The sequence below is a fragment of the uncultured Campylobacter sp. genome, assembly GCF_937997595.1.
In the GTDB taxonomy this organism is placed as follows: domain Bacteria; phylum Campylobacterota; class Campylobacteria; order Campylobacterales; family Campylobacteraceae; genus Campylobacter_B.
In genome coordinates, this window is sequence record NZ_CALKTS010000191.1 from 1 (window position 1) to 25,117 (window position 25,117).

The 25,117-nt window shown below is 47.1% G+C and carries 23 protein-coding genes; 22 read left to right on the top strand and 1 reads right to left on the bottom strand.

The genetic code is table 11. The features are described 5' to 3' along the window. A partial coding sequence (locus tag Q0614_RS06720) for an anaerobic C4-dicarboxylate transporter (RefSeq protein WP_298787482.1) occupies window positions 1–1,512 on the bottom strand: 1,512 nt, incomplete at its 3' end. 294 nt (window positions 1,513–1,806) lie between these two features. On the opposite strand from Q0614_RS06720, the gene Q0614_RS06725 reads away from it, so the two are divergent. The 22 genes from Q0614_RS06725 to Q0614_RS06830 all read left to right on the top strand — a co-directional run bounded on the left by Q0614_RS06725 (window position 1,807) and on the right by Q0614_RS06830 (window position 24,904). Next, window positions 1,807–2,964 carry a hypothetical protein gene (locus Q0614_RS06725; RefSeq protein ID WP_298787484.1) on the top strand — a complete coding sequence of 386 codons (1,158 nt, stop codon included), beginning with the start codon at window positions 1,807–1,809 and terminating at the stop codon, window positions 2,962–2,964. Window positions 2,965–2,976: 12 nt separating this feature from the next. Then, complete coding sequence (nosZ, locus tag Q0614_RS06730) at window positions 2,977–5,568, top strand: Sec-dependent nitrous-oxide reductase (protein ID WP_005870833.1); 2,592 nt, start codon at window positions 2,977–2,979, stop codon at window positions 5,566–5,568. 42 nt (window positions 5,569–5,610) lie between these two features. Continuing rightward, window positions 5,611–6,387 (top strand): cytochrome C, encoded by a 777-nt coding sequence (locus tag Q0614_RS06735; RefSeq protein WP_298787486.1) that lies wholly within the window; start codon window positions 5,611–5,613, stop codon window positions 6,385–6,387. Next, window positions 6,384–7,589, top strand: a complete 1,206-nt coding sequence (locus Q0614_RS06740) for a nitrous oxide reductase family maturation protein NosD (RefSeq protein WP_298787487.1) — start codon at window positions 6,384–6,386, stop codon at window positions 7,587–7,589. The genes Q0614_RS06735 and Q0614_RS06740 overlap by 4 nt, the downstream gene beginning before the upstream one ends. Then, the gene (locus tag Q0614_RS06745; protein ID WP_298787489.1) at window positions 7,586–8,410 is read left to right on the top strand and encodes a 4Fe-4S dicluster domain-containing protein; all 825 of its coding nucleotides are present in this window, start codon (window positions 7,586–7,588) and stop codon (window positions 8,408–8,410) included. The genes Q0614_RS06740 and Q0614_RS06745 overlap by 4 nt, the downstream gene beginning before the upstream one ends. Then, on the top strand, window positions 8,407–9,024 hold the full coding sequence (locus tag Q0614_RS06750) for a hypothetical protein (protein ID WP_297926796.1): 618 nt from the start codon (window positions 8,407–8,409) through the stop codon (window positions 9,022–9,024). The genes Q0614_RS06745 and Q0614_RS06750 overlap by 4 nt, the downstream gene beginning before the upstream one ends. Next, a complete protein-coding gene (locus tag Q0614_RS06755) occupies window positions 9,021–9,467 on the top strand; it encodes a cytochrome C (RefSeq protein WP_177389178.1) in 447 nt (148 codons plus the stop codon). Before Q0614_RS06750 ends, Q0614_RS06755 begins: the two co-directional genes overlap by 4 nt. 3 nt (window positions 9,468–9,470) lie before the next feature. After that, entirely contained in the window at window positions 9,471–10,373 is a 903-nt protein-coding gene (locus tag Q0614_RS06760) for a NapH/MauN family ferredoxin-type protein (RefSeq protein ID WP_298787491.1), read from the top strand. A gap of 8 nt (window positions 10,374–10,381) precedes the next feature. Next, window positions 10,382–11,020 carry an ABC transporter ATP-binding protein gene (locus Q0614_RS06765; RefSeq protein WP_298787493.1) on the top strand — a complete coding sequence of 213 codons (639 nt, stop codon included), beginning with the start codon at window positions 10,382–10,384 and terminating at the stop codon, window positions 11,018–11,020. Then, window positions 11,004–11,678 (top strand): hypothetical protein, encoded by a 675-nt coding sequence (locus tag Q0614_RS06770; protein WP_298787495.1) that lies wholly within the window; start codon window positions 11,004–11,006, stop codon window positions 11,676–11,678. The genes Q0614_RS06765 and Q0614_RS06770 overlap by 17 nt, the downstream gene beginning before the upstream one ends. A gap of 659 nt (window positions 11,679–12,337) precedes the next feature. Then, a complete protein-coding gene (locus Q0614_RS06775) occupies window positions 12,338–13,165 on the top strand; it encodes an ABC transporter permease subunit (protein WP_298787497.1) in 828 nt (275 codons plus the stop codon). Beyond that, on the top strand, window positions 13,162–13,827 hold the full coding sequence (locus Q0614_RS06780; protein WP_298787499.1) for a nitrous oxide reductase accessory protein NosL: 666 nt from the start codon (window positions 13,162–13,164) through the stop codon (window positions 13,825–13,827). Before Q0614_RS06775 ends, Q0614_RS06780 begins: the two co-directional genes overlap by 4 nt. A 217-nt stretch (window positions 13,828–14,044) precedes the next feature. Further along, window positions 14,045–16,765, top strand: a complete 2,721-nt coding sequence (locus Q0614_RS06785; RefSeq protein ID WP_298787501.1) for a carbon monoxide dehydrogenase — start codon at window positions 14,045–14,047, stop codon at window positions 16,763–16,765. Window positions 16,766–17,310: 545 nt separating this feature from the next. After that, window positions 17,311–17,541: a hypothetical protein gene (locus Q0614_RS06790; protein WP_298787504.1), complete on the top strand. Its 231-nt coding sequence runs from the start codon at window positions 17,311–17,313 to the stop codon at window positions 17,539–17,541. Window positions 17,542–17,640: 99 nt separating this feature from the next. Further along, the gene (locus Q0614_RS06795) at window positions 17,641–18,633 is read left to right on the top strand and encodes an iron ABC transporter permease (protein ID WP_298787506.1); all 993 of its coding nucleotides are present in this window, start codon (window positions 17,641–17,643) and stop codon (window positions 18,631–18,633) included. Then, window positions 18,626–19,402 (top strand): ABC transporter ATP-binding protein, encoded by a 777-nt coding sequence (locus Q0614_RS06800; protein WP_298787508.1) that lies wholly within the window; start codon window positions 18,626–18,628, stop codon window positions 19,400–19,402. Before Q0614_RS06795 ends, Q0614_RS06800 begins: the two co-directional genes overlap by 8 nt. A 458-nt stretch (window positions 19,403–19,860) precedes the next feature. Beyond that, window positions 19,861–21,297 carry a DUF4139 domain-containing protein gene (locus Q0614_RS06805; RefSeq protein ID WP_298787510.1) on the top strand — a complete coding sequence of 479 codons (1,437 nt, stop codon included), beginning with the start codon at window positions 19,861–19,863 and terminating at the stop codon, window positions 21,295–21,297. A gap of 476 nt (window positions 21,298–21,773) precedes the next feature. After that, window positions 21,774–22,574 (top strand): hypothetical protein, encoded by an 801-nt coding sequence (locus Q0614_RS06810; protein ID WP_298787512.1) that lies wholly within the window; start codon window positions 21,774–21,776, stop codon window positions 22,572–22,574. 49 nt (window positions 22,575–22,623) lie between these two features. Beyond that, complete coding sequence (locus Q0614_RS06815) at window positions 22,624–22,773, top strand: hypothetical protein (RefSeq protein WP_298787514.1); 150 nt, start codon at window positions 22,624–22,626, stop codon at window positions 22,771–22,773. Next, window positions 22,770–23,537, top strand: a complete 768-nt coding sequence (locus Q0614_RS06820; RefSeq protein ID WP_298787516.1) for a hypothetical protein — start codon at window positions 22,770–22,772, stop codon at window positions 23,535–23,537. Before Q0614_RS06815 ends, Q0614_RS06820 begins: the two co-directional genes overlap by 4 nt. Window positions 23,538–23,664: 127 nt before the next feature. Continuing rightward, window positions 23,665–24,453: a hypothetical protein gene (locus Q0614_RS06825; protein ID WP_298787518.1), complete on the top strand. Its 789-nt coding sequence runs from the start codon at window positions 23,665–23,667 to the stop codon at window positions 24,451–24,453. A 16-nt stretch (window positions 24,454–24,469) separates the two neighbouring features. Next, a complete protein-coding gene (locus Q0614_RS06830; RefSeq protein ID WP_298787520.1) occupies window positions 24,470–24,904 on the top strand; it encodes a hypothetical protein in 435 nt (144 codons plus the stop codon). The last annotated feature ends 213 nt before the right edge of the window (window positions 24,905–25,117 follow it).

A 25,117-nucleotide genomic window follows, 5' to 3' on the forward strand; every position in this document is an offset into this window, starting at 1 on the left:
ATAGGTAGGTAGGATATAGTATCCGTAGCAAGCCGGCGCGAATGCGATGATAAGACCCGGATCGATACCGATGGTAACGGCGAGCGGAACGAAGGTCGCAACGGCGGCCGCCTGGGAATTAAGAAATTTGCTGATTAGTAGCGAAACTACGATATAGGTCCATGGATAGGCCTTGACGACCTCGCCCAAAGACGCCTTAAGCATCTCGATATGGGCGGTAAACATCGTCTCCGCCATCCATGAAATGCCATAGATCGCCACAAGCGCAACCATACCGCTGTGGAAAATTTCGTTTTTGGCGATGCTGCCCGCTTTTATGCCCGAAGCAATCATCATAATGGAGGCCGCTAAAAGCATGAAAATTTGAATAGTAAGGACCATATTTAGGTTCGTAGTCTTTTTCATAGTGTCTTTTACGACGATACTTGCATTTGCGATGCTTTCGCTCTTATCGCCTGCGGTGATGACGACGTTTCCGTCTTGGGCAACGATGCTTTGGGTAAGCTTCTTATCTTTGTCGTAAATTTCGACGCTGTTAAATTTAGTAGCGTCTTTGGCTTTGGACTCTTTGACGTTTGAAATTACCTTGCCGCCCTCTACCGTGGAGACGACCTGGCCGTCTTTGATCGTGATGTTTTTGACGTCTTTTTTATCCACTACGATCTCTACGGATTTGCCCGGCGCGTTATTCGTCCATGCAGGGCGGAACTGCTTGTAGTATCCTAAGACCGCAACCAACGCGATAGTGGCTAAAAATATCCACATACATACCCATTTGATGGTAGCTAGCTTCTGTCCAAGCAGAGTAGTGCTTTCGCCGTAGATATATTTTTTCTGCTCTGGATCTTTGATCTTTTCTTGGAATTCAGGGTCTTTATCCAGATCTTTGCCTCTAAAGATCGACCACGTTCCGATTACGAGCATTCCGATAAAAGTAGAAGGGATGGTAAGTTTAAGTAGATCCAAATAGCTACTAAAGCCCTCGATATGCACGCCTTGACCCAGTAAGATCGCGACCATCGAAACTCCCGCTACCGAAACGGGGCTAGCGATGATGGCAAGCTGAGATGAGATCGTAGATGCGGCCATCGGGCGCTCCGGGCGGACGTTGTTTTTAATCGCTACGTCGTAGATGATCGGAAGCAGCGTATAGACGGTGTGTCCCGTTCCGCATAAAATCGTGAGCGTCCACGCAACCATAGGAGCGATGATACATATAAATTTAGGATGCTTTCTAAGAAGCTTCTCGGCAAGCTGAAGCATAACGTCAAGTCCACCCGTAGCCTGCAGCGTCGCACTCGCTACGACGACGGCCAGGATGGTAAGGATAACGTCAACGGCGGGCTTTCCGGGTTGAAGCTTAAAGCCGAATACCAAAATTACAAGTCCTATGCCGCCTAAAATTCCAAGGGCCATACCGCCCTTTTTAGCGCCGTAGAACAGACAACCAAGCACGATTATTAATTGAATAATGAACTGCTTGAATTCAGACAAACTCGTCAGAAACTCCATCGTTTCTCCTTCGTAAAAATTAAAACAAACTTTGGCGATTATACTAACTTTTTATTTAAATAAAATTAAAGGAGCGTTACGAATTGTAAAAATCTATCAAAATAAAAATTTACTGAAATTATAATTTTAAAGCAGAATTTATAGCGAAATGTGAAAAATAAAATTTCACTTAGAGCTGTTTTTATATCATAGAATTTCGCAACTTTTAAGAAAACTTAGAATTCCATTATAGCTCAAGCTTTAAACCGATTTTTAAGCCTTGGGGTGGTATCATTTTGCAAAGAGCGGATTAAGATGAATTTTATAAAATTTTGTATTGCCTTTTTGATTTGTTTATCGCAGATGGCAACAGCTGGTAGCTTTGATCTAAATGCCACGCTGCGTTTGGGCGCATTCGACGCAAGCTCGCACCGACTGCTTTTATGCGGCAGTGGCGGCGAGCTTAGGATGTTTGATACTGCTAAATGGGATGTGGAGTTCGCGCAAAAATACAGCGATAACGAAATCACGGCTCTAAATTTAAAAAACGGCAAAATTTATCTAGCTTGGGGCGGAGCCGAAATCGCGGTACTAAACGACAGATTAAAGTTTTTACGCACGCTTAAGACGGGGCGTAGCGGCACAGCCCAAATAGATGCGATCTATGCCGCAAAAGACGCGATTTACGCGGTAGTGGATAAGAATCAACTAATAAGATTAGACGAAGACCCTGATAACAGCGCGGATGGCGGCTACGCCTTGGGTGAAAATTCCACCGCGAACGGGCAATCTTTAAATAAAAATTCCGCCCCAGATGGGCTGCGCGGAATTTCGTTTCATTACGGCAGGATCAATGCCGTTAGCCTGGGCGCTAACGGACTTTGCGTCGCAAGCTGGAACGGCGTAGCCTGTTTTAGCGCAGATCTTTTTGCGATTAAATTTAGCGGCATCGATACAGCGCCTAATCGCGCCGCGCAGGGAGAGCTTGGTGGCGTGAAATTTAAAGATGCAGAATTTAATAGTACGAGAATCGTGCAAGGCTCCGAGCAAAACGAAACGAAAGTTGGCGGCGCAAAGAGCGCAGAATTTCAAAGCTCAGAATTCAAAGGCGCAAAATTTCAAGACGAGGGGCTTAAAACTCAAAGCGAAATTTCAGCCGAAGCTGGCGATAAAAATTTAAGCGGCTCTATCGCCACTGCGCTTGCAGACTGCGACGGGACGCTGTTTGTGGGCGATATAGAGGGGAGCTTTATAAATTTAAAAAGCGGTGAGCGCAAAAGCGTGGGCTCTTGGATCAAATCCATCGTGTGCGTCCGCAGCACGCAGTTTATCGCTACTAAAGATAAAATTTACGAAAATCAAAAAGCAGGATTAAAGGAGGTTGTGGATTTAAAAAGCGAATTTTTAGCGATGTACGCAGACGGGGAAGCGATCCTCGTAGTCAGCAAATCAGGCAAAATTTTAAAATTCTAAGAAAGGATTAGTATGTTAAAAAGTTTCAAACCCGTGCTTTTGGGCTCGGTTTTGTTCGCCGCAAGCGCCCTGTGTGCCGCGGATAGCGACCTAGAGCGCGTGATGAAAGAACGAAATTTAAGCGAAAAAGACGTTTTGGCGGCGGCTAAGACCTATCAGCCGACCGGTAGGAAGGACGATTATATGGTCTTCTCTTCCGGCGGTCAAAGCGGACAGGTGATCGTTTACGGCGTGCCGTCGATGAGGATCTACAAATATATCGGCGTATTTACCCCGGAGCCTTGGCAGGGATACGGCTTTGACGAGGAGAGCAAGGCGGTCTTAAGATCGGGCTCTATTAACGGCAAAGAGATCAACTGGGGTGATACTCACCATCCAAATTTCAGCGAAAAAAACGGCGAGTATGTGGGCGATTATCTCTTTATTAACGATAAGGCGAACCCAAGAATCGCGGTTATAAATTTATCCGATTTCGAGACTACTCAAATAGTCGTAAATCCCGTAATCAAAAGCGATCACGGCGGCTCTTTCGTAACGCCTAATACCGAATACGTCATCGAAACCAGCCAATACGCAGCCCCTTTTGATAACGACTGGCACCCGATCGAGGAGTATCAGGCGGTTTATCGCGGTGCGGTAACGCTATGGAAATTTGACTACGACAAAGGCAAAATCGACGTAAATAAATCCTTTTCTCTAGAGCTTCCTCCATATATGCAAGATCTAAGTGACGCAGGTAAGGGCGAGAGCTTTGGCTGGGCGTTTACCAACAGCTTTAACTCCGAAATGTACACGGGCGGCATCGAAAAGGGTCTGCCTCCGATGGAAGCCGGTATGAGCCGCAACGATACCGACTACTTGCACGTTTACAACTGGCAAATTCTAGAAAAACTTGCTCAAGATAGCAAAAACTATAAGGTCGTAAACGGACACAGAATCGTTACGATAGACGCCGCTGTAAAAGCGGGAGCGCTATTTTTGATCCCTGAAGCTAAATCCCCTCATGGCGTGGACGTTAGCCCGGACGGTCGCTATATTATCATCGGCGGCAAACTAGATACCCACGCTAGCGTTTATGATTTCAAAAAGATCAAAGAGCTAATTGATAAAAAAGAATATGCAGGCAAAGATCCGTACGGAATTCCGATCCTAGATATGCAAAAGACGCTTCACGGACAAGCAGAGCTTGGTCTTGGACCTTTGCATAACACCTTCGATTCGCAAGATGGCGTAATCTATACATCGCTTTACGTTGATAGCCAGATCGTAAAATGGAACTACAAAACGCTAAAGGTTTTAGATAGGATCAACGTCCACTACAATATCGGCCACCTCGATTCTATGGAGGGCAAATCCTCAAAGCCTGTCGGCAAATACGTAATCGCGTTGGATAAGCTTTCGATCGATAGATTTAATCCTATCGGACCGCTTCATCCGCAAAATCACCAGTTGATCGACATTACAGGACCTAAAATGGAGATGCTTTACGATCTTCCTATCGGTCTTGGCGAGCCGCACGACGTAGTTTCTATCGCAGCTAGCAAGCTTCATACGAAACCTACCTATACTATGGGAACAAACTCTCGCACTGGTAAGCAGCACCCTGCTATGACGCTAGCAGGTCAGGAGCGCATCGAGCGCGACGGCAAAAACGTAAAAGTCTATGCTACAGCGATCCGCAGCCATATTAATCCTGAGCACATCGAGGTTAATAAGGACGATAACGTAACGATCTATATGACAAATTTAGAGCGTGCCGAGGACGAAACTCACGGCTTTACGGTTGATGATTATGATCTGCATATGTCGCTTGAGCCGGGTAAGACTGCGAGCGTAAATTTCATCGCAGATAAAGAGGGCGTATTTCCTTTCTACTGCACGGAATTCTGCTCTGCGTTGCACCTTGAGATGTTTGGATATCTATATGTAAAAGATCCGAATAAAAAATACACTTCAGCTAAAGCTTCTATGCTAAAAGCTCTTAGCCCAGAAGCTCTAAAAGCCGAATACGACAAGGTAGTAGCTACAAATAAAGCCACCGACGACGTTATTCAATCAGTCGTTAAATTCTTAAAAGAGAAAAACTACGAGAAATATCCTAAGGTCAAGGCTTTAGTCGATGATGCGCTGGATCAATACGGCAAAATTCCTGAAACCAAAGCCAAGGCAGACGCCGCGGTAAAAGCAGGCGATATGAACGGCGCGATACTTTGGGAAGGTCAAGTTTGGCAGTACCTAGTAAAAACCGCAGATGTCGGACTTCGCGCTAAAAATAATCTAATCCGCGAGCTCTCCACTCCTATGAGCGAGGCTGCGTCTAACGGCGAGAAAGCCTATCTGCGCGGAGGCTGCAACGGTTGTCACGTCATCGGTCAAGTAAGCTCGGGTCCTGATCTAACAGGTGTCCTACTCCGCCATGAAAACGGCGAAAAATGGGTAGCCGATTTCATCAAAGACCCTGCTAAATTCTACGAAGACGACTACGTTAAGGCAATGATAAATTACTTCAACCTTCGCATGCCAAATCAGCATATGAAAGACGAAGAGATCAAAGATATCATCGAATACCTAAAATGGGTCGATGAGAACGCGGGTCTTAATTAGCCACACTCTCCCCCGCAAGGGGGAGAATTTAAAGGAGATGAAATGCCAAAGTATAAAATTTACGCGATTTTAGCGCTGCTTATTATGACGGTCGCTTTTACCATCCCTACGCTCGGATTTTTTAAAGTCCAAGGCAAAATCGTATCGGGGCAGGTTAGCAGCGTCTCGCAGCTGCCCGCATACTCCTCACCGATATGGAATTTTTATACAAAAGCATCGTATAAAAATCACCTAATTCCTAGTGATGTTAAAAATGATCTAGGCGCGATGCTGGAGCATAAATTTGAAGTGGGGGTCCCTAGCATACCAGTGTGGAAAATTTCACTCGAAGCGCCGAACTATCCAAAAGAGGCTTTCCCCGATGGAATTCCACTTTACGTCCACGTAGACGGCTTTAGCGGCGATGTCGGCGAGATGAATACCCTAAACCACTATATCGGCATGTATCCCGTCTGGCGCGGCGGCACGCTCGAGCACTCGCTATCGCCGTATTATCTCATAATCGCTACGATCGGTATGCTTGCGTTTTTGTACTATGATGGCAAGGGGCAGACTCTGCTTATGATCCTGCCGATCATTGCGCCGCTTATCTTCATCGGCTGCTACGTGGGTTGGCTGTATTGGTTCGGGCATAACCTGCAAGACTGGGGCGCGTTTAAAATAAAGCCTTTTATGCCTACAGCATTTGGCGACGGCAGCGTAGCGCATTTTACTACCCATTCATATCCGGCTCTTGGCTTTTGGCTGATGCTGGCCCTGTCGCTGCTATCGGCGTTAGCTCTACTATCTAAGAAAAAATTCCTACGAGAGCATAGATGAGGCTTTTGCTTCTAGCATTCTCGCTCGCGCTAAGCTTAGGCGCGGGCGAGCTTCAAGACGCGATCGATAGCGCAAAAGCGGGCGATATTATCGAACTAGCCACAGGCGAGTACCACGGCAATATTTTAATCGATAAACCCCTTACTATCGACGGACTAGACCGCTCCGCCGTGATCATAGGCGATCGCAACGGAACGGTCATCCGCGTCCGCTCTCCGCATGTTACAATCAAGAATTTAACAATTCAAAACGGAGGCTTCGAACATCTTAGCGAGGATGCAGGGATCAACGTAAGCGACGTAAACAGCGTAATCATAAAAAATAATCTCATCAAAGACGTGCTCTACGGCGTCGTGCTAAGCAAGGCAAACGACGTAACGATCGAGGGCAACGAAATTTCAAGCAATACCTACCGCACGAGTTTCAAAGGTGATGGCATCAAGCTTTGGTACTCCAATGCCAATAAAATTTTAAATAACGACGTCCATAACGTCCGCGACACCGTTTTTTACTTCTCAAACGGTAATCTCGTCGCAGGCAATAAAGGCCACAACTGCCGTTATTCATTGCACTTTATGAACTCCGGGCATAACGTCGTGGAGGATAACTACTACGACGGCAATAGCGTGGGATTATTTTTTATGTTTTCAAGCGATAATATCGCCAGACGTAACGTCGTGCGCAACGCAGACGGCGCTTACGGCGTAGGCATAGGTATGAAGGATAGCTCAAATTTTACGATCACCGACAATAAAGTCATCTACAACGCCCGCGGATTTTATCTGGATCAATCCCCCTACCAGCCGGGCTCACTTAACGTTTTTGAAAACAACGATATCGAATACAACAGCATCGGCGTGCAATTCCACGCCACGCAGCTAAAAAGCGTATTTAAAAACAATAAATTTAAAGGCAATATGGAGATCGTGCTAAACGATACGCCCCAATCCAAGCTCTTACAAAACGAATGGAGTGGCAACTACTTCGACGATTACGACGGATTTGACCGCGACGGCGACGGTTACGGCGACGTGAGTTACGCAGCATACGCCTACGCAGATAGGCTTTGGGCGCATAAGCCTAGCGTGCGATTTTTTTACGGCTCCAGCGGGATCGCGCTTTTAAATTTCATCTCCAAGCTCGCTCCGTTTTCAGAGCCTGAGCTACTGCTAAAAGATCCAAAACCTAGGATGAGGCAATGATAAAGAATAGACGCGAAGCGATAAAACTACTCGGCGGAGCGCTCGGAGTACTCGGGGCAGCGAACTTATTTGCGGATGAGAATTCCACAAATTCCGTAAATTTTACGGGCGGCGAAGCGCAGAATTCCGGCGCGTCAAATTCCGTAAATTCTGCGGGGCAAAATTCCGCGCCGAATTCCATAAAACAAAATTCTGCGGAAAATTCTAGTGGGAGTTCCGCCTCTTTATATCTGCGCCCGCCCGGAGCGCTAGCGGAACGAGGCTTCCGCTCTAGCTGTATCAAGTGCGGTCAATGCGTGCAGGTCTGCCCCTATCACAGCATCTATCTGCTCGATATTACGCATCTTTTTGATATCGGTACTCCGGTCATCGATGCCAAAGAGCGAGGCTGCTATCTTTGTGGCGCGCTTCCTTGCGTGCTCGCCTGTCCAAGCGGCGCGCTTAGCCACGAGACGAACGAGCCTAAAAAGGTCAAAATGGGCATCGCTGTGATTGAAAATTTAGATGCCTGTTTGGCGTATCGCGGACAGGTTTTAAAATCTAGCGATCTGCGCCTAAAGCCCGCCAAGACCGAGCAAGAGCGCGAGCTAAACTCAGCGCTGGCGGCAAAAGAGGGCAAGCCCTGCGATCTATGCGCGTCGCTATGTCCTTACCCGCAGCCGCTCGATGCCATTGCGATGATAGAAGCAGGCAAGCATTTCGCTCCGCAGATCCGCAGCGCTTGCGTCGGCTGCGGCGCGTGCGCAGAGCTCTGCCCGGCGCGTATCATCGAGATAATCCCGCGGGCGGATTACAAATCAATCTATGAAGGAAAACAATGAAAAACTCTATTAAATTCCGCCTATGCTCGCTAGCTGCGGCGCTTTTGCTGTGTGGCTGCGGAGATGACGGCGATTCAAGCTCTGCCGCCGCAAATTCTGCAGGGCAAAATTCTGCGGATCAGAATTCCGCGAGTGTAAATTCCGCATCGCAGAGCGTGGAACAAAATCATACTGCAAAGCCTCGCATCAGCGTTAAAAGCGGCGAAGCGCCCAAGAAGGACGATAAGTTCGTAAGCTACGATTTTTACGGCGAGCGAAAGGTAAATTTTAACCTAAACGGCGATGTAAACGAAACGACCAAAAATATCGTGGCGTATTCGAGCATCAAAAATCAATATGAAAAGCTAAATTTCGACCTGATGAAAAAGCGCCTTGGGCACGATTTTATCCTGCGCTGCTCGGCGTGCCACGACGACTACGCCAACGGCATCATAGGCCCATCGCTTCTAGATAAAACCGACGCGCAGATCGTGGATATGATTAAAAAGTATAAATTCAAAGAAAAGCCTAACCCTCTTATGGTGCAGCTCGTAAACGGCATGAGCGAGCAGCAGATAGAGACGATGGCGAAAGAAATTTACGAGTTCAACAAACAATTTAAGGAGCAGAAATGAAACCGGGCAAAATTTTAGCTTTGATTTTGGGTGTAGCACTGATCGCGCTGATGATCTTTATGGCTAGTTCGGACGATTCTAGCGCGCCGCAGCAAGAAGTCAAGCCGCAAGCGCAAGCAAAGCCCGCGCCGCAGAGCAAAAGCGTCGATCTCATCGACGATAAGGACGTAAAAAATATTAAAATTTTGCAGCAAAGCGTCAAAGAGCGCGATTTTAAGGTTAGTAGCTCATATCTGGTAAGCTGCGCGCCCTGCCACGGTGATGACGGACGCGGCAAGATCGCTCCGCCGATCGGCGGCAAGAGCAAGGATCAAATTTTAGCAAGTCTCAAAGACTATAAGGCGGGCAAGATCAAAAACAGCCTGATGAGCGGACTACTGACCAACGTAAGCGACGAGAGCCTAGATAAGCTCGCGGATGAAATTTCAAAATTTAAAGAGTAAGTCTTGGATAAATATAATTCGCGATGCACGATCAAAAATACGAGCTTTTTCTCGACCTTCGCGCTTAAAAATAAAAGCGGCAAACTGCGCCCCAGTATTCGGGCGCTGCGCTACGCCACGGTATTTTTGGTGCATCTGCTTTTCGTGCTTTCCTTTCGCGCCGATATTCAAATTTTAGAAGGCGACATCAGCGGCTCGCGGATACTTGGCTTTCACCTAGCAGATCCCTTTGCCACTCTTGAGGTTATCGCCGCGCACAAGGATCTGCCGATAAATCTACTCATCGGCTCGGGCACCATCTTGCTGTTTTACTTCATCGCGGGCGGCAAGGCGTTTTGCTCGTGGATTTGCCCTTACGGAGCGCTTAGCGAGATCGGCGAGAAGCTGCATAATACGCTAATCGCTAAGCATGTCATCAAGGAGCGCTCATTGCCTCGCGGTATGCGATATGTGATCTGGGCGGTGTTTTTGCTGCTAAGTGCGATTACGGATCTACTCGTTTTTGAAATTTTTAACGTAGTTGGAATTTTATCGCGCCTCATCATCTACGGCTTCTCACTGGCTGGGCTTTGGATCGTTTTTGTGTTTTTGCTCGAAGTGTTTTTTAGCAGGCGAGCGTGGTGCACTCATCTATGCCCGCTAGGAAGCACCTATTCGCTTGCGGCGAAAGCGAGCCTTAGCAAGATTACTTGGGATAAGAGCAGGTGCGATCACTGTGGCGTTTGCCAAGACGTCTGCTTCGTCTCGCACGTACTGGATATCACTAAAAAAAAGGCATCCGAAAACCTGGGTGATAAGAGCAAATTTATGCTAAAAGGGATCGACTGCACGCTATGCGGACGCTGTATCGACGTGTGTCACCAAGACGCACTCGGTATCGGCAATAAGCTAAAAGATATGATCTAAGGAAGCCTATGATAGAGATTAAAAACGTAAGCAAGAAATTCGCAAATCAATTCGTTTTAAAAGATATCGATCTAAATATCGCAGGCGGCGAGCAAGTGCTTTTCGTCGGGCAAAACGGCGCCGGCAAAAGCTCGCTGATGCGGACGATTTTGGGCGAATACATACCGACAAGCGGCAGCGTCGCTATCGACGGATTTGATTCGTTTAAGCAGCGCAGCCGCGCACTACGCGGTATCAGCTTCGTGCCGCAAACCCCGCCGCCGCTTAAGCTGAGTCTAAATGAGCTCATCTATTTCGCCGAGCGTACGGCTGACGCAAGCAGAGCAAGCATCGCAAAATTTTGCGACGAAATGGAGCTTGATCTGAGTTCAAATTTAAACAAACCCTTTCATAAGCTATCCGGCGGTATGAAGCAGAAATTTTTAATTGCGCTAGCATTCGGCAGAGCTAGCAAGGCGATGATTTTCGACGAACCGACCGCCAATCTCGATCCGAGCGCGCGCGAGCGTTTTAAGACGCTTTTGCACAACCACGCAAAAGATAAGAGCTTGATCTTTATCTCGCATAGGCTCGAGGAAGTGGGAGGACTGGTAAAAAGAATGATTTCAATGGATCTAGGGAGGATCGTAGATGATAAAAATGTTTAAATTTTTACTTTGTGCGCTTGCGGCGCTTACGTTTTTAGGCTGCGGCGACGAGAAAGACTACGGCAACGTCCACTACGACAGGGACGTATGCGAGCACTGCCAGATGGCGATCAGCGACAACCGCTTCAGCGTCGATGTGCGCGTGGACGGTAAAAACCACTACTTTGACGACATCGGCTGCTTGGTGGATTTTATGGTTACCAACGACAAACTAAACTGGCTAAAGGACGCTAAAATTTACATCAATGACGCTAGCGGCAACGGCGAGTTTATCGACGCACGCACGGCGTATTTTTACAAGGGCTTTAAAACCCCTATGTCGTTCGGCTGGGGCGCGTTTAAAAACAAACAAGAGGGCAAGCAAGACTTCAGCTTCGATCAAGTAGTCGCGGCACTTAAAGCAGGCGGCGGCTCGCACGGCATGGGAATGGGCGATATGGGTCGCGATGCGCACGGCAATATGGGAAGTATGCATGGCGATATGGGCGGCATGAAAAACCCTCACTCCGCGGAGCACGGCATGAGCGAGCCTAAGCATGATATGGGCGGCGGCGATGCGGGCAGCGCGGCGCACTCTCAAGGCGCGCCGCACGATATGGGGCAGATGCACGAGGGCAACGACACGGCGCACGATATGCATTCGGGACACGCGCATTAAGGCCGTTGGGCGAAGGCAAAATTTTAAGCGGTTTCGTTTTGCGCTAAATTTAAAGCCTGAATTTCAGCGCGCCGTCCGTGCCGCCATAGATGAGGCAAAATTTTACTTCGCGACTTCAGCGTGAGGCAAAGCCAGGCTTAAAAGACGGCTGCGAAATTTTATCTCACAACGCGGCTAAATTTAATGTACGGCGCAAAATTCGCTTTGCCGAATGAAATTTTATGCGAGCCGCTAATTTAAAATTTCGCCGTAAATTTAAAATTTATCCGGCGCGGAATTTGTCGCTTCGGGATTTTTAGAATTTTAAAATTTTATGCCGCGGGATACGCCCGGTTTTGAAATTTTACGAAGCTGAAATTTAAGCAGTCCCGTTAAACGGCTAAATTTTAAAACTGCGGCGGAATGACGGATGGTAGGCGGCAAACGACGCGCTGTTTGAGTGCGCCGCAAGCGAGCCGTAAATTTAAAATTTATGCGCGGCCCACGGTCGCACGCTGCGGATAAAATTTTGCCGCTTGTTTAAACGCTAGACGGGCAAAATTTAAGGCCGCGAAATCCGCGCTGCAAAACGAGGCTAAAATTTAAAGACGGGCGGCGCATTTAAGCCGCGCGAGAAATCTAAATTTAAAAGCGCACCGAGGCGCAATAAAGGAATATGAATGAAAAATTTACTCACCATCGCCGCTTTGGATATCAAAGAATCCTTCCGCTCGCGCTGGTTTTTGCTCTATCTGCTGATCTTTAGCGGGCTCGTGGCGGCGTTTTTCATCACGGGGGTGACCGACTCGCGCGTGCTCGGTTTTAGCGGGCTTTCGCGACTGCTGCTGCTGTTTATTCAGATCTGCATCATCATCCTGCCCGTCTTCGTGCTCGTCACCACCAGCAAGGCGATCCTAGCCGACCGCGACCTAAACATCCTCGAATACCTGCTAAGCTTTCCGATCTCGCAGGCGCAGTATTACTACGGCAAGGCACTAGGAAGGCTATTTGGAGTGTTCGTGCCGATATTTTTGTCGCTGCTTTTGGCGATCGTTTGGGGCGCGATCAAGGGAACGGGCATTCCGTGGGCGATCTGCCTGCTTTATACGGGGCTGCTTTTTAGCTTATGCGCGGCGTTTTTAGGGATCGCATTTTTGATCTGCGCCGTCTCAAAAAGCCAAGAGATGGGGCTTGGGCTCGCATTTTTCGTCTGGCTTTTCTGCCTTGCGTTTTTGGATCTCGTGCTGATCGGACTGCTCGCAAAAACGGGAGTGAACGAAAATCTGATCTTTGCGATCGCCCTGGCAAACCCGATGGAGGACTTCCGCATCGCCGCTATCAGCCTGTTTGATCCCGATCTTGCGGTCATCGGTACGACGGCGTATTTTATCCTAGATCACTTCGGGCGCGGACTTTTCATCACCTTTTCGCTGCTCTATCCGATCGCTCTGGGCGCGGCAAGCCTGATTTTGGGCTATTTTATCTTTAGATCAAAGGATTTGGCGTGAAATTTCCACTCATTTTGGCGACATTTATAGCGCTTTGCGGCGCAGCTGAGATGCAAAATTCCGCGGCTCAGAGCTTCGACTCGGCACAGAATTTAGGCACGCCCAATACAGGCTCCGACTCGGTGCAGAATTTCAAATCTGCGCGTGAGCCTGCGTGGCTTAAAGACGTAAATCTCACCTGCGCCAAATACGGCATCGATACTAGCGCGCATCCAGAATTTCGCGCCTATGCAAGGCTCAAAGACGGCAGCACGCTCGCGTTTGCTTCGCCCAAGGCGATGTTTGCATATTTTTTCGAGGGTGAGAGCTCGGGCGTAAATTTCGGCGGCGCTTCTGCTGGAGCGAATTCTGTGAATGAAAATTCTTCGGAAGCAAATTCTGCGAGCAAAAATCCCGCTAGCGGCAATTTCGGCGAGTCAAATTCCACGAACACAAATTTCGACGGCGCGGAGCTTTACGTCACCGATTACGCAAGCGGCGAAATTTTGCGGGCGCAGGACGCGTTTTATGTATTCGGCAGCGTGCTGCAAAGCGCCAGAGGCGACGATCTCATTACGTTTGCGAGACTGCGCGACGCACAGGACTTCATACGCGAGAAAAAGGGGCATAAAATTTTGCAGTTTCGCGAAATCTCCGCCAGGCTGATCGATTATCTAAGATGATCTAACCGCTCGGCGAAATTTAAACTAAGTTATTTAGTATATTTTATTCATAAAAATTTATCTTTTATTTTAGTGCGTTATTAAGGGAATTTAAAGCAATTAAAAAATACAATCTCATTAAATTTTATCTATAAGAATTAAATAGTGTAGTTTTTCAGTATATTTATTGAGCTCTACATTCTCACTTATTTTTAAAATAAATTTTAAGGAGACAACCATGGCAAACGACAAAATCTCAAAACAAAAAGGCTCACGCAAGAAGGCTGCGACGGATGAAAATTCCACCACGGATACGGGAGAAAATTCCGCCGCAGACGCACTCAAAAGCTCCTCCGCATCCGTTTTCGACAAAAGTGCAAGCACTGATAAAAATTCTGCCGCTAATTCTATGACTTCCGCCTCACATGTTCGCGACAAAATTTCTAAAAATCGCGCCGCAGGTGAGAATTCCTGCGACGAGTGCGATTGCCAAGCTAAAAATTCCGCACCGAGTTACGATGATAGCGCAAGCTCTGCTTCAAGCACGAACTTTGCGGCGCGCTCAAGCGCTCAAGGCGCAAGCAACGCCCAAAATTCCGCGATAGGCTCTACGACAAATTCTATGGCTGATTCTTTGATAAATTCCATCTCAAATCCTGCGAAGAGTCCAAGCAGCAAAGACCACTTCTCTTGCTCGCACGAACATAGCGATAGCTTCGCAATCCACTCGCCTCTACACGACGAAGATCTTGCGACCCACTCGCACGATCAAGAAGAGAACCTCGCAGCTTATTTACACGAATACGGCGCAAATTCTGCGGCGTCTTCGCATGAGCGCGACGAAGATTCCGTCATCAGCTCGCACGAGCACAACAAACATAGCCATGATCACAAACCCCACTCTCATCGCGCGATTATCGGATTTGACGAGCACGGCATCCCAAAAGTTTTAGTGCCCGCAGAGGCTAGTCCACACACACATAAAGACGCGCAGGGCAATCTTTTCGAGCATTTTCACGAGGCGGAATTTACGGCGGATTATATGAAGGCGGTGCTTGAATACAAAAAGACCTTCCCCACAAAACAAGAAGTGCTTGAGAAAACTCCTGATCCCGCCGTGCGCGAAATGATGCTTAGGATGGAGCAGATCGGCGTAGATACGGCGTTTGATCGCTTCGATAAACAGATGCCTATGTGTAGCTATGGACTTAGCGGAGTATGCTGTAAGATCTGCAATATGGGGCCTTGCAAAATTACTAAAAAGGCCGATCGCGGCACCTGCGGTGCGGACGCCGATCTCATCGTGTCGCGCAACCTACTGCGTCAAGTAGCTGCGGGCGTAGCTCAACACGGCGCGCACGCCAGAGAGCTTCTGCTGTCGCTAAAATGGGCGGCACAGGGCAAGCTAGATCTGCCCATAATAGGCGAATACAAAATCATCAATACCGCCAAAGCCTTTGGAATTCCAACTGAAGGCAGAGAGTTAAAAGAGGTAGCGATCGAGCTTGCCGATACGCTTTTAACAGATCTTTCGCAAAGCAGCGGCGAGTACAAAACCATCACTGCGCTCGCACCTAAGGAGCGTCAAGAGGTATGGCGCAAGCTGGATATCTTGCCAATTAGTGCGTATAACGAAGTCTTTGAGGCATATCACCGAACGGGTGTAGGCACGGATGGAGACTGGCGCAGCGTGATGCAGCATCTTTTGCGCTGTGGGCTTGCTTTTACATTTACTGGCGTAGTAGCTGCAAATATCGCTACGGATGCGCTATTTGGCGTAGGAGATCGCGTAACTTCCAAAAGTAATATGGGCGCGCTTAAAAAAGGCTGGGTCAATATCGCCGTGCACGGACATCTGCCGACATTAGTAAGCGTGATAGTGGAGATCGGAAATTCTAAAGAGTACCAAGATAAGGCTCGCGCAATAGGCGCACAGGGGATCGCATTTTACGGCGTGTGCTGTTCTGGACTATCGGCGATGTATCGCAACTGGGGCGTCGTGCCGCTCTCAAACGCCGTAACTGCCGAACTCGTCATAGGCACGGGAGCGCTTGATCTGTGGGTCGCCGATGTCCAAGATGTCTATCCTGCGATCATGGACGTGGCTAACTGCTTCCAGACCAAGGTCGTTACCACAAGCTCATCAGCTAGGCTTCCCGGAGCCGAGCATATAGGCTACGATCATCACCATAGCAATATCGCCGAGACTAGGAATTTAGCGCGTAAAATTCTAGATCGCGCATTGCAATCTCACGAAAAGCGCAAGGGGCTGCCGGTATATATCCCGCCGTATGAAGTCGAGGCCGAAGTGGGCTTTTCGGTAGAATTCGTCCATAAGCACTACGGCGGCATGGAGCCGTTAGCGCACGCGCTAAAAAGCGGTGAAATTTTAGGCATCGTAAATATGGTCGGCTGCACCAATCCTAAAGTGCCTTATGAGCGCGCTATCATAGATGTCGCACAAACCCTAATCGAAAATAACGTCCTAATCCTAACCAACGGCTGCGCGTCGTTCCCGCTAATGAAGCTGGGCTTTTGCCAAAAAAGTGCGTATAAAAAAGCGGGCGCGTCGCTGCGGGCGTTTTTAGAAAAAGATGAGCTTCCGCCGGTATGGCACGTGGGTGAGTGCATCGATAACACCCGCTCCAGCGGAATTTTCGCAGGTATCGCAGGAGTGCTAGGCAAAAATCTCTACGAGCTGCCGCTTGCCTTCACCTCTCCCGAGTGGGCGAACGAAAAGGGCGTCGATGCCTCGCTCGGATTCCGCCTGATGGGCATAGACTCATATCACTGCGTCGAGTATCAAATCCACGGCTCCGCAAACGTCATACACTTTTTCAAAGAGGGTACTAGGCGGGCACTTGGCTCTGTGATGCACGTAGATACCGATCCGATCGCGCTTGCGCTAAAAATGGTAAGCGATATGCGCCTAAAGCGTAAAGCTCTAGGCTGGCAGTAGCGACGGATGGATTCATTTCGCATCGCATTTTAAGCGATGCGAAATTTCATGATAAAATTTAACCCCTTGCGGGCAAATAAAATCCCGCGACCAAACGGCTAGTAAAATTCTAAGACTAAGTGGCTAGCAAAACCAAGGTCAAATAAAGATAAAATTTTCGCACCGCATCCGTTCGTGGAATTTTAAATCAAATCTTCAGACTCTGTATAAAATTTCGCCGCACGCCGTGTCTGCTGCTAAATCGGCAGAATTTAGCCGGGTAAAATTCCGCCATCGAGCTTAAGCGCATCTTTTGCGAAAGGATGAAATTTTAAAATTCCATCTTGGCGTAAATTTCGTAGGCTCTCATCTGAAATCCGTAAGCGAAATTTCGCTTAAAAGCCTTATTACACGGAGCTGCACGCCATTAGATTCGCTCACGTATATGAAAGCCGAAATCATAAAAATTTAATATGATATGTGCTAAAATGCCACATCTGTTTAAGGATTTAGATGCATAAACCAAAGTCGCTGCAGTCTTTGCGTCATCATCGGCAGAAGATGTCGTGCGAGGCGGAGGCACTGCTGTCAAGTCCTGCGTTTCGCAGCTTGAGGCGGTGTGGCAAAAGCGCGTCTATGCTGCGCCTGCAAACATTTTCGGCTGGGACCGCACGGGCGCGAGGACGTCACTGCAAAGCTTGCAGGCGGCTAGAATTTTCATCCGGATCTTTTCTGAAATATTGATCTTGAGGCCATCACGAAGGAATTTTACCGCAAGCCTTTCGCCTACGAGCTAGAGGGCGGGATTTAAAGCGGAATTTTAAGCAGGTTTCAACGAGGCGAAATTTCAAAGATTAAATTTAAGGTAAAAGATAAAATTTAAAGCAAGGGAAGGTATGAAAAATTTTAAATTTATGCTCGTGCTGCTGATACTAGCGACGATCGCGACGATCGCGATATCGCTTTGTATAGGGCGCTTCGGCCTAAGCATCGACGAGGTTTTAAAAGCGCTTAGCGGCGGCGAGGTAGCGCAAAACGTCCACAACGTCATCATGCAGGTGCGCTTGCCGCGCATCATCGCCGCGGTGCTCGTGGGTGCGGCGCTGGGCATCAGCGGCACGGCGTATCAGGGCGTCTTTAAAAACCAGCTCGTCTCGCCCGATCTCTTAGGCGTCAGCGCCGGGGCTTGCGTGGGCGCGGCGATCGCGATCCTGCTTGATCTAAATATCCTTTTGATCCAGCTTTTCGCCTTCGTTTTCGGGCTTACGGCGGTTTGCATTACGCTTCTAATCACGCGCGCGCTGCGTTCAAGCGCCACCATAATGCTCGTGCTTGCGGGCATCATCGTAAGCGGTCTGATGGGCGCGCTGATCGGATTTTTAAAATTTATGGCAGATCCCGAGACGAAGCTTGCAGACATCGTATATTGGCAGCTAGGAAGCCTCGCGAAGGTCGATTCTAGCGTGCTAGCGATGATAGCGCCGATTATGGGGGTTTGTATCGTGGTCTTGGTACTGATGAGTTACCGCATAAACGTCCTATCCATGGGCGATGCGACCGCGGCGAAGCTCGGCGTAAACGTCGTGCTGGAGCGGGGCATCATCATCGTCTGCGCGACGCTGCTAACCGCAAGTAGCGTGTGTATCAGCGGCATAGTCGCGTGGGTGGGGCTTTTGATGCCGCATCTAACGCGCATGATCGTGGGCGTGAGCAATACCAAGGCGATCCCCGCGAGCATATTTTTAAGCGCGATCTTCGTGCTCATCGTAGACGACGTAGCGCGCAGTATAAATCAAAGCGAGATCCCGTTAGGGGTGCTTACGGGCTTTATCGGCACGCTATTTTTTATATTCATCCTGCTTAAAAACAAAAGGAAGCTAAATGGTTAGGGTTGAGAGCTTAGACTTCGGCTACGTAAAATCCGCCCCTCTGACGCTGCACGACGTAAATTTGCACCTCGAAGCGGGCGCAATGCTGACGATTTTGGGGCAAAACGGCGCGGGCAAATCGACGCTTTTAAATTTAATCAGCGGCACGCTTACGCCTCTGCGCGGTAAAATTTCAATTGACGGCAAGGATATGGCGAGTCTCAGCGCCAAAGGGCGCGCCGAGATCATCGGCTACGTCTCGCAAAGCGAGGTCTGCGAGTACGACTACAGCGTCTTTGAGTACGTCCTGATGGGGCGCACGGCGCATATCGGGATCTTTTCGCAGCCGAGCGAAAACGACTACAGGCTTGCGCAGCGTTACATGAAAATGCTTGAAATTTGGCACCTAAAAGACAAGATCATCACGCGCCTAAGCGGCGGCCAGAGACAGATGGCGTCCATCGCGCGCGCCCTTTGCAGCGAGCCTAAGATCGTGATCTTCGACGAGCCCACCTCGGCGCTCGATTTTGCTAACCAATACAAATTCCTCCGCGCCACAAAAGAGCTTTTAAAAAACGGCTACACCGTCGTTTTAGCCACGCACAATCCCGACTTCGCACTGCTTTTGGGCGGATACGTCGCGCTCGTAAAAGGCGGCGGCGAGGTCGCATACGGCAAGGCCGAGCAGATCATAAAAAGCGAAATTTTAAGCAAACTATACGATCTGAAGCTCGACGTCAGCTACAACGAAAAGGTCGGCAGGGTGTGTTGCTTGACATATCCGTTTTAATCCTAACTTCGCGGACGAGCACAGCTCGTCCTTGCGACGGGGAGCTTCGCTCCCTCGACCCACCTAAAGTTACAGAAATTTTACTGCGTAAAATTTTAAAATTTATCGGTTTTACTTCTCGGAGGGGTACAGCTCGTCCTTGCGATGAGGAGCTTCACTATTTCTCGCGAAGGCTAGGAAGCGCCCCGCGCTTCCTTCGCATTGCTTCGCTCGCCTAAAGTTTCAGAAATTTTACTGCGTAAAATTTTAAAATTTATCGGTTTGGCTTCGCGAGCAACAAAGCTTATATAGCGCTAGCGGCAGTAAAATTTTAACGTCCGCGGCGGAGTTTTTACGGCGACGAAATTTTGAAATTTCAAAGCGGGCGGCGGGGTCGGAATTTTAAAATTCGCTTCGAATTTTAAGCATAAAAATCAAAATTTATCGTTACAATTACGTAAAATTTTTAAGGAGTAAAAATGAAAAAAATAGTTCTTTTAAGCGCAGCTGCGGCGCTTGCCGTAAATTTGAGTGCGCAGGAAAATAGCCTTGAGATCTACGCGAACTCCGCCTTCTTGCATCAAAACTTCGGCGCGCAAAAATCAAACTTCAGCGTGAACGTGCCGGAGTACTTGGATATCCGCAGCATCGAGATTACGGGCTCTTGCGAAGTGCGCGAATTGTCTTTGGAAGAGAGCGAGCCCGTTAAAAACGCGGAATTCGCCAAAAAAGAGGCGGACGAAAAGAGCTTGCGCGAGCTAAGCGACCGCCTGGTCGCGCTTAAGGCGCAGCAGCGCTTTTTAAGCGATTTTGCGAGCTTAAAAGATAGAAGCCTGGCGAGCCTAAAGGCGGATTCGCAAAAAATTTACGACGAAGTCTTGCTCGTAGCGGGCGAAATTTCAAAAACGGACGAGCAGATCGTAAAGCTCAAAGAGAAAATTTCAAAATACGTGATCAAAAACGAGCGCCGCTTAAACGCGAACTTCGGCTGCGATCCGAGCTTCGTTAAGATCAACTACCCCGTTGACGTAAGCGCCTACACGCACAACGAGCTCTCCGCAGATCTTGCTAGCGGCAAAATCGAGGTCGCGCAAAAGCTCTCGGTGCAAAATCCGCTAAACGCGGAGCTAGCGAATTTAACGATCGCGCTGTATCCTTACGAATACTCCTCGCAGACCGCGCCGCAGCCCTTTTACCCATGGTACGAGGGCGAGCCTGCAAGACCGGCGCCCGCGGCGGCGTATAAAAAGGATGTGATGTTAGAGGTGGCGGATATGCAGAGGGCGCCTGCGGCGGAGGCGAGATCGTCGTATGCAAGGACTGGCTCGAATATCGAAAACTCGCTCTCAAAGGTGTGGAAAATTAGCGGCGTGAGTCTAAAAGCGGGCGAGACGGGCGAGTTCAGCTTCGATAAACAGAGTCTGGATGCGAAATTTGATCTGCTCATCGACGGCTACGGCAGCGAGGCGGCCTACGTGCGGGCTAAATTTATCCCCGAAAGAAGCATCGAGGAGAGCGAAACGCTAATAAAGCTCGACGGCGTGCAGATCGGGCTCGTGCATCTAGGCTTTGCCGCAAACGCCGAGGCTACGGCGTACTTGGGTAAAAACAGCCTGATCGAAGTCAAAAAAGAGCAGGCGAACAACTTCACGAAAAACTCATTTTTCGGCGGCGAAAGCAAAAATTCCATGGCTTGGGATTACGAGATCAAAAACAGCTCCAAGCGCGCGTGGAACGTGGTTTTGCAAGAGCGAGCGCCCGTTTCGACGCACGAAGACGTAAAGGTCGCGCTGAAAAATTCGCCCGAGCAGAGCAGCCTCGGCAAGGACGGACTGCTTAGCTGGGACTTCGAGCTAAAGCCGGGCGAGAGCAAAAAGATCCACTTCGGCTATGAGCTAAGCAAACCGAAGAAGTAACGAGCTTTGGCGCGGCGCGGTTAAATTTTGCGCAGCGGAGTAGCTTTTGCGGTGCGGCTAAATTTGATGTAGCACCGCTTTACGAGACGGACCCTCTTCGCCGCGCCGCTGAATTTTACGTGGCAGACCGACTTTTTACGGCGCGGTTAAAGCTTGCGGATATAAAACTAAGGCGCGGCTTTAGAGCTTATCTGAAATTTTTGGCGCCGCACCGCTAAATTTTACGCGCCGCGCCGAGTGAAATTTAAGCGCTGCGAGAACCAAAAATTTAAATGTTTCGGCGATTTAAAATTGGCTAGCGCGAGATATAAAATTTAGCTATGCAAAGAGGTTTTGGCGCTAGGCATAAAACTTTGAGCGTCGCTAAAATTTATCTCAAATTTAAAAAGCTCAGGGCGATGAGCGCGGAGCAAAGGTATAAATTTAACGAGACGGCGAGGTGTGTTTGCTTCGCTGGTGGCATTTAAAGGATCGTTATGAAATTTCGCAAACTTAAATTTAAAATCCTAGCCGCGGCACTACTTTTCTGCGCCCTATTTGTCCGCATCGTGCCCGATTACTCCATTTCACGAGGCTCCTGCGTAGTTACTATTTTTAGCTATTACAAATATCAAAAGGGATATTGTCTAAAAGAGAATAGAATTCTGAGCAACGAAGAGTTGCTTCAAAATGCCGCTATAAATTATTTTAAAAGATATCACGACTATGAAATTTTGCGAAATACCATTATCGATGAGCACGATATAAAAAATTTCGGCCATAGTTTTTATACGGCGCACATCTCCAAGCTCTATCTAATCGGCGATTTTAATGAAGAAAACTGGTTTGATTTTTTGGTTGAAAATACCGATAGAAAGAGTTTTGATTATGAGATAAAAGACAAGACGCAAATAGATATCTCCAATCTATCAAAATATTTTGTGTATAAGGATGAAATTTTGGGCTTTAGACAGCCTATTATCTTATCGGAAGAGAAAAATCCATTTCATAACGGAAAAATGTTTTTAGAAAAATCATTTTTAATTAAAGAAAATCAATTTTTTGTGAATTATGTTGATGTCGATGATATAAGTTTTTACATTGAATATAATGTTATTAAAAATTTAATGGCAATAAAAAGCGGATATGAGAGTTTAGAAAGCTTTAACAAAGTCTTAGCTTATACTCATATGAAGCATTTGCGACGTAAATTCTCATACGATAATTGCGGAAATATAGATTTTGATATCAAAGCCCCGGCGGAACAGGAGCTGGATATGTGGATTCACGGCGGATAAAGTTAGTCGAAATTTTATCTTAACGAATGTAACCGAAAAAGGATAAGAGATGGGCAAAAAAGAAACTGATCTAAGATTAGACTTAGAGGGTAATTACGGAGCCGATATATTGAGTTATTATTTGTGGGGCAAACAAACTCCTCCAGGCCCGAAAGAATTAGCCTCTAACGAATGGATGGATAGAAAAGAAACGATATGAAATTTTATAAATCCGTTAAATTTAAAGCCCTAGCGGGCACGTTGCTTCTTATAATAATACTCTGCGCCTCATTTATCCGCATCGTGCCAGATTTTTCCACTTCACGAGGCTTTGTAATAGTTTCTCTCTCCGACTACAACAAATACAAGCAAGGATACTGCCTCAAAGAGGATAGAATTTTACCCAAAGAGGAGCTATATAAAAGAGTAGCCGGGGCGTATTTGGACTATGATGTAAAGCTATATTGGATGATTGATGCTTATAGGTTGAAAACCTTCGGTAGTCTTTGGTCCAGTAGATATGAGGTTGCATACTACGAACTAGAAAATATAAACTTATCGAATTGTTTTGAAGTATTAGAAAAATATTACCAAGAGGGAAAAACGACCGAGCAGATACTGATGAAAGAGTTAAAAGCTAAAAAAACCGATCCGAAGAAATATTTAAAAATAAATTTGAAAGATACGAGCGTTGGATTTGATAGACCGATAGTTATGGTTGACGGTGGCGAGAAAGAAGTCACAGGTACTTTGTTTCTTGATAAATTTGCTATATTTAACGGCAATTATATGCAATTTAACCATTCGGAGTATCTGTGCGATACGAGAGAGAGAGGAAATTTTATTATCGTGAAGAAATACTATAAAGAGAGAAAAAATGCCGTAGTCGGTATCGGAAAAGGGTTTAAATTTGATAACTGCGGCAATATAAATTATCCGCTGGAAGAATATTATTTGGGCGGTAGAGATATAGAGAGGCGCTAAATTCTCTAATATGAATTTTGTTAAAAAATTTAAGGGAATTAAGACCGATGGATGCGGAGCAAAGGTATAAATTTCACAGGACGGCGAAGTATGCGTTTGCTTCGCTGGCGGCATTTAAAGGATCATTATGAAATTTCGCAAACTTAAATTTAAAATCCTAGCCGCAGTGCTTCTTCTTATAATAATACTCTGCGCCGCATTTATCCGTATAATTCCCGATTATTCCACTTCACGAGGCTTTGCGATAGTTTCTCTTTCCGACTACGACAAATACAAGCAAGGATACTGCCTCAAAGAGAATAGAATTTTACCCAAAGAGGAGCTGTATAAAAGAGCGATTTTGGATTTTTTAGAAAAAGGCAAAATAATTCTTTATACGATGAGGAGTAACGATTGTAAAAAATTTAAGGGCATCAAAGAATGTAGAGATATCTATAATAAAATGCTGAATTATTACGCTGCTTATGGATATGGCAATAAAATAACGTATGATAAAGTATTGGAAATAAACCGAGATAGAAATATCTCTTATAATAAATCAAGATATATCTATTTTGAATTACTCAATTTAAAGCCTATTGTTTTGACACAGGAGTTTATAAGCGTAAATTTAGATAAAAATAGTGCGGGATTTACTACTCCGATAATTCAATTGGTAGGCGAGCATGAGTATTATCTATATAATGGAGATGGCATAATTCTAAATAGAAATAAATTGGCTTTTACCTACATCTATCTTTTTGATAACGAAAAATTTATGGAGCAAATAAATAAAGAATTAAGTTGGTATGAGAACCATAAATCAGATCTTAAACAAAATATTAGCTATTTAGAATTTGATAACTGTGGCACTACGAAAACCAATATAGACAAAAGTGTTGAGAGTATGGTAAAAGAATTGGCAGATATGCCCTGATAAAATGTCAAGGAGTGTGCAATATATAGTGAGTGCGGAGCAAAGGTATAAATTTCACAGGACAGCGAGATATTTGCTAGCGGTGCCGATAGTTTTTTTACTTGCTTGGTGGGCGGCGGCTTTGATTTTGGCGGTTTTGCCTTTTGAGAGCGTGCTAAGAATTGCCGCTTTTGTCGCAATATTTGCGATTTTGGCTTGTGCGCTGCTTTGGTATTTGTTCAAAAGGTATAAAAATTTTAAGCCAAGCAAGCTGTTTGTAGAAAATCCAAATCTCAGTTTGCTGCTTTTTACGGTAGAAAATTTATCGCTCGGCGCTTTTTGCGGCGGGTTTTTTGGCGTGCTTGGCGGAGAGATATTTTTGGGGCGAGCAGGCTGCCAGCTGGAGCGCGCCGTTTGCATTTGCGTTCGTGCCCTTTTGCCCGATCGTTTTCGTAATCTCGTATATGTTTAACGAAAAGAAAGCCAAACTTATGCGTCTTTCGCGCCCACTAAATTTTATCTCTCGCGCAGCACGGGCTTAGGCACGGAATTTAGCCCGCGCGGGCCAAGCGAGATTTGAAATTTCATCATCCCGCTTGCTTTAAAATTTCGTAGTCGAAAAAGCTCCGCCGCGCTCGCTAAATTTTATCTTGCCGCAATTCGAAACCTACTTGCCGCCACTACA

Coding starts and splice junctions, on each gene's coding strand:
- Q0614_RS06740 (WP_298787487.1), top strand. CDS start 6,384: ATGAGGCTTTTGCTTCTAGCATTCTCGCTCGCGCTAAGCTTAGGCGCG.
- Q0614_RS06795 (WP_298787506.1), top strand. CDS start 17,641: ATGAAAAATTTTAAATTTATGCTCGTGCTGCTGATACTAGCGACGATC.
- Q0614_RS06745 (WP_298787489.1), top strand. CDS start 7,586: ATGATAAAGAATAGACGCGAAGCGATAAAACTACTCGGCGGAGCGCTC.
- Q0614_RS06755 (WP_177389178.1), top strand. CDS start 9,021: ATGAAACCGGGCAAAATTTTAGCTTTGATTTTGGGTGTAGCACTGATC.
- Q0614_RS06825 (WP_298787518.1), top strand. CDS start 23,665: ATGAAATTTCGCAAACTTAAATTTAAAATCCTAGCCGCAGTGCTTCTT.
- Q0614_RS06800 (WP_298787508.1), top strand. CDS start 18,626: ATGGTTAGGGTTGAGAGCTTAGACTTCGGCTACGTAAAATCCGCCCCT.
- Q0614_RS06815 (WP_298787514.1), top strand. CDS start 22,624: ATGGGCAAAAAAGAAACTGATCTAAGATTAGACTTAGAGGGTAATTAC.
- Q0614_RS06735 (WP_298787486.1), top strand. CDS start 5,611: ATGCCAAAGTATAAAATTTACGCGATTTTAGCGCTGCTTATTATGACG.
- Q0614_RS06775 (WP_298787497.1), top strand. CDS start 12,338: ATGAAAAATTTACTCACCATCGCCGCTTTGGATATCAAAGAATCCTTC.
- Q0614_RS06810 (WP_298787512.1), top strand. CDS start 21,774: ATGAAATTTCGCAAACTTAAATTTAAAATCCTAGCCGCGGCACTACTT.
- nosZ (WP_005870833.1), top strand. CDS start 2,977: ATGTTAAAAAGTTTCAAACCCGTGCTTTTGGGCTCGGTTTTGTTCGCC.
- Q0614_RS06785 (WP_298787501.1), top strand. CDS start 14,045: ATGGCAAACGACAAAATCTCAAAACAAAAAGGCTCACGCAAGAAGGCT.
- Q0614_RS06725 (WP_298787484.1), top strand. CDS start 1,807: ATGAATTTTATAAAATTTTGTATTGCCTTTTTGATTTGTTTATCGCAG.
- Q0614_RS06750 (WP_297926796.1), top strand. CDS start 8,407: ATGAAAAACTCTATTAAATTCCGCCTATGCTCGCTAGCTGCGGCGCTT.
- Q0614_RS06770 (WP_298787495.1), top strand. CDS start 11,004: ATGATAAAAATGTTTAAATTTTTACTTTGTGCGCTTGCGGCGCTTACG.
- Q0614_RS06820 (WP_298787516.1), top strand. CDS start 22,770: ATGAAATTTTATAAATCCGTTAAATTTAAAGCCCTAGCGGGCACGTTG.
- Q0614_RS06805 (WP_298787510.1), top strand. CDS start 19,861: ATGAAAAAAATAGTTCTTTTAAGCGCAGCTGCGGCGCTTGCCGTAAAT.
- Q0614_RS06765 (WP_298787493.1), top strand. CDS start 10,382: ATGATAGAGATTAAAAACGTAAGCAAGAAATTCGCAAATCAATTCGTT.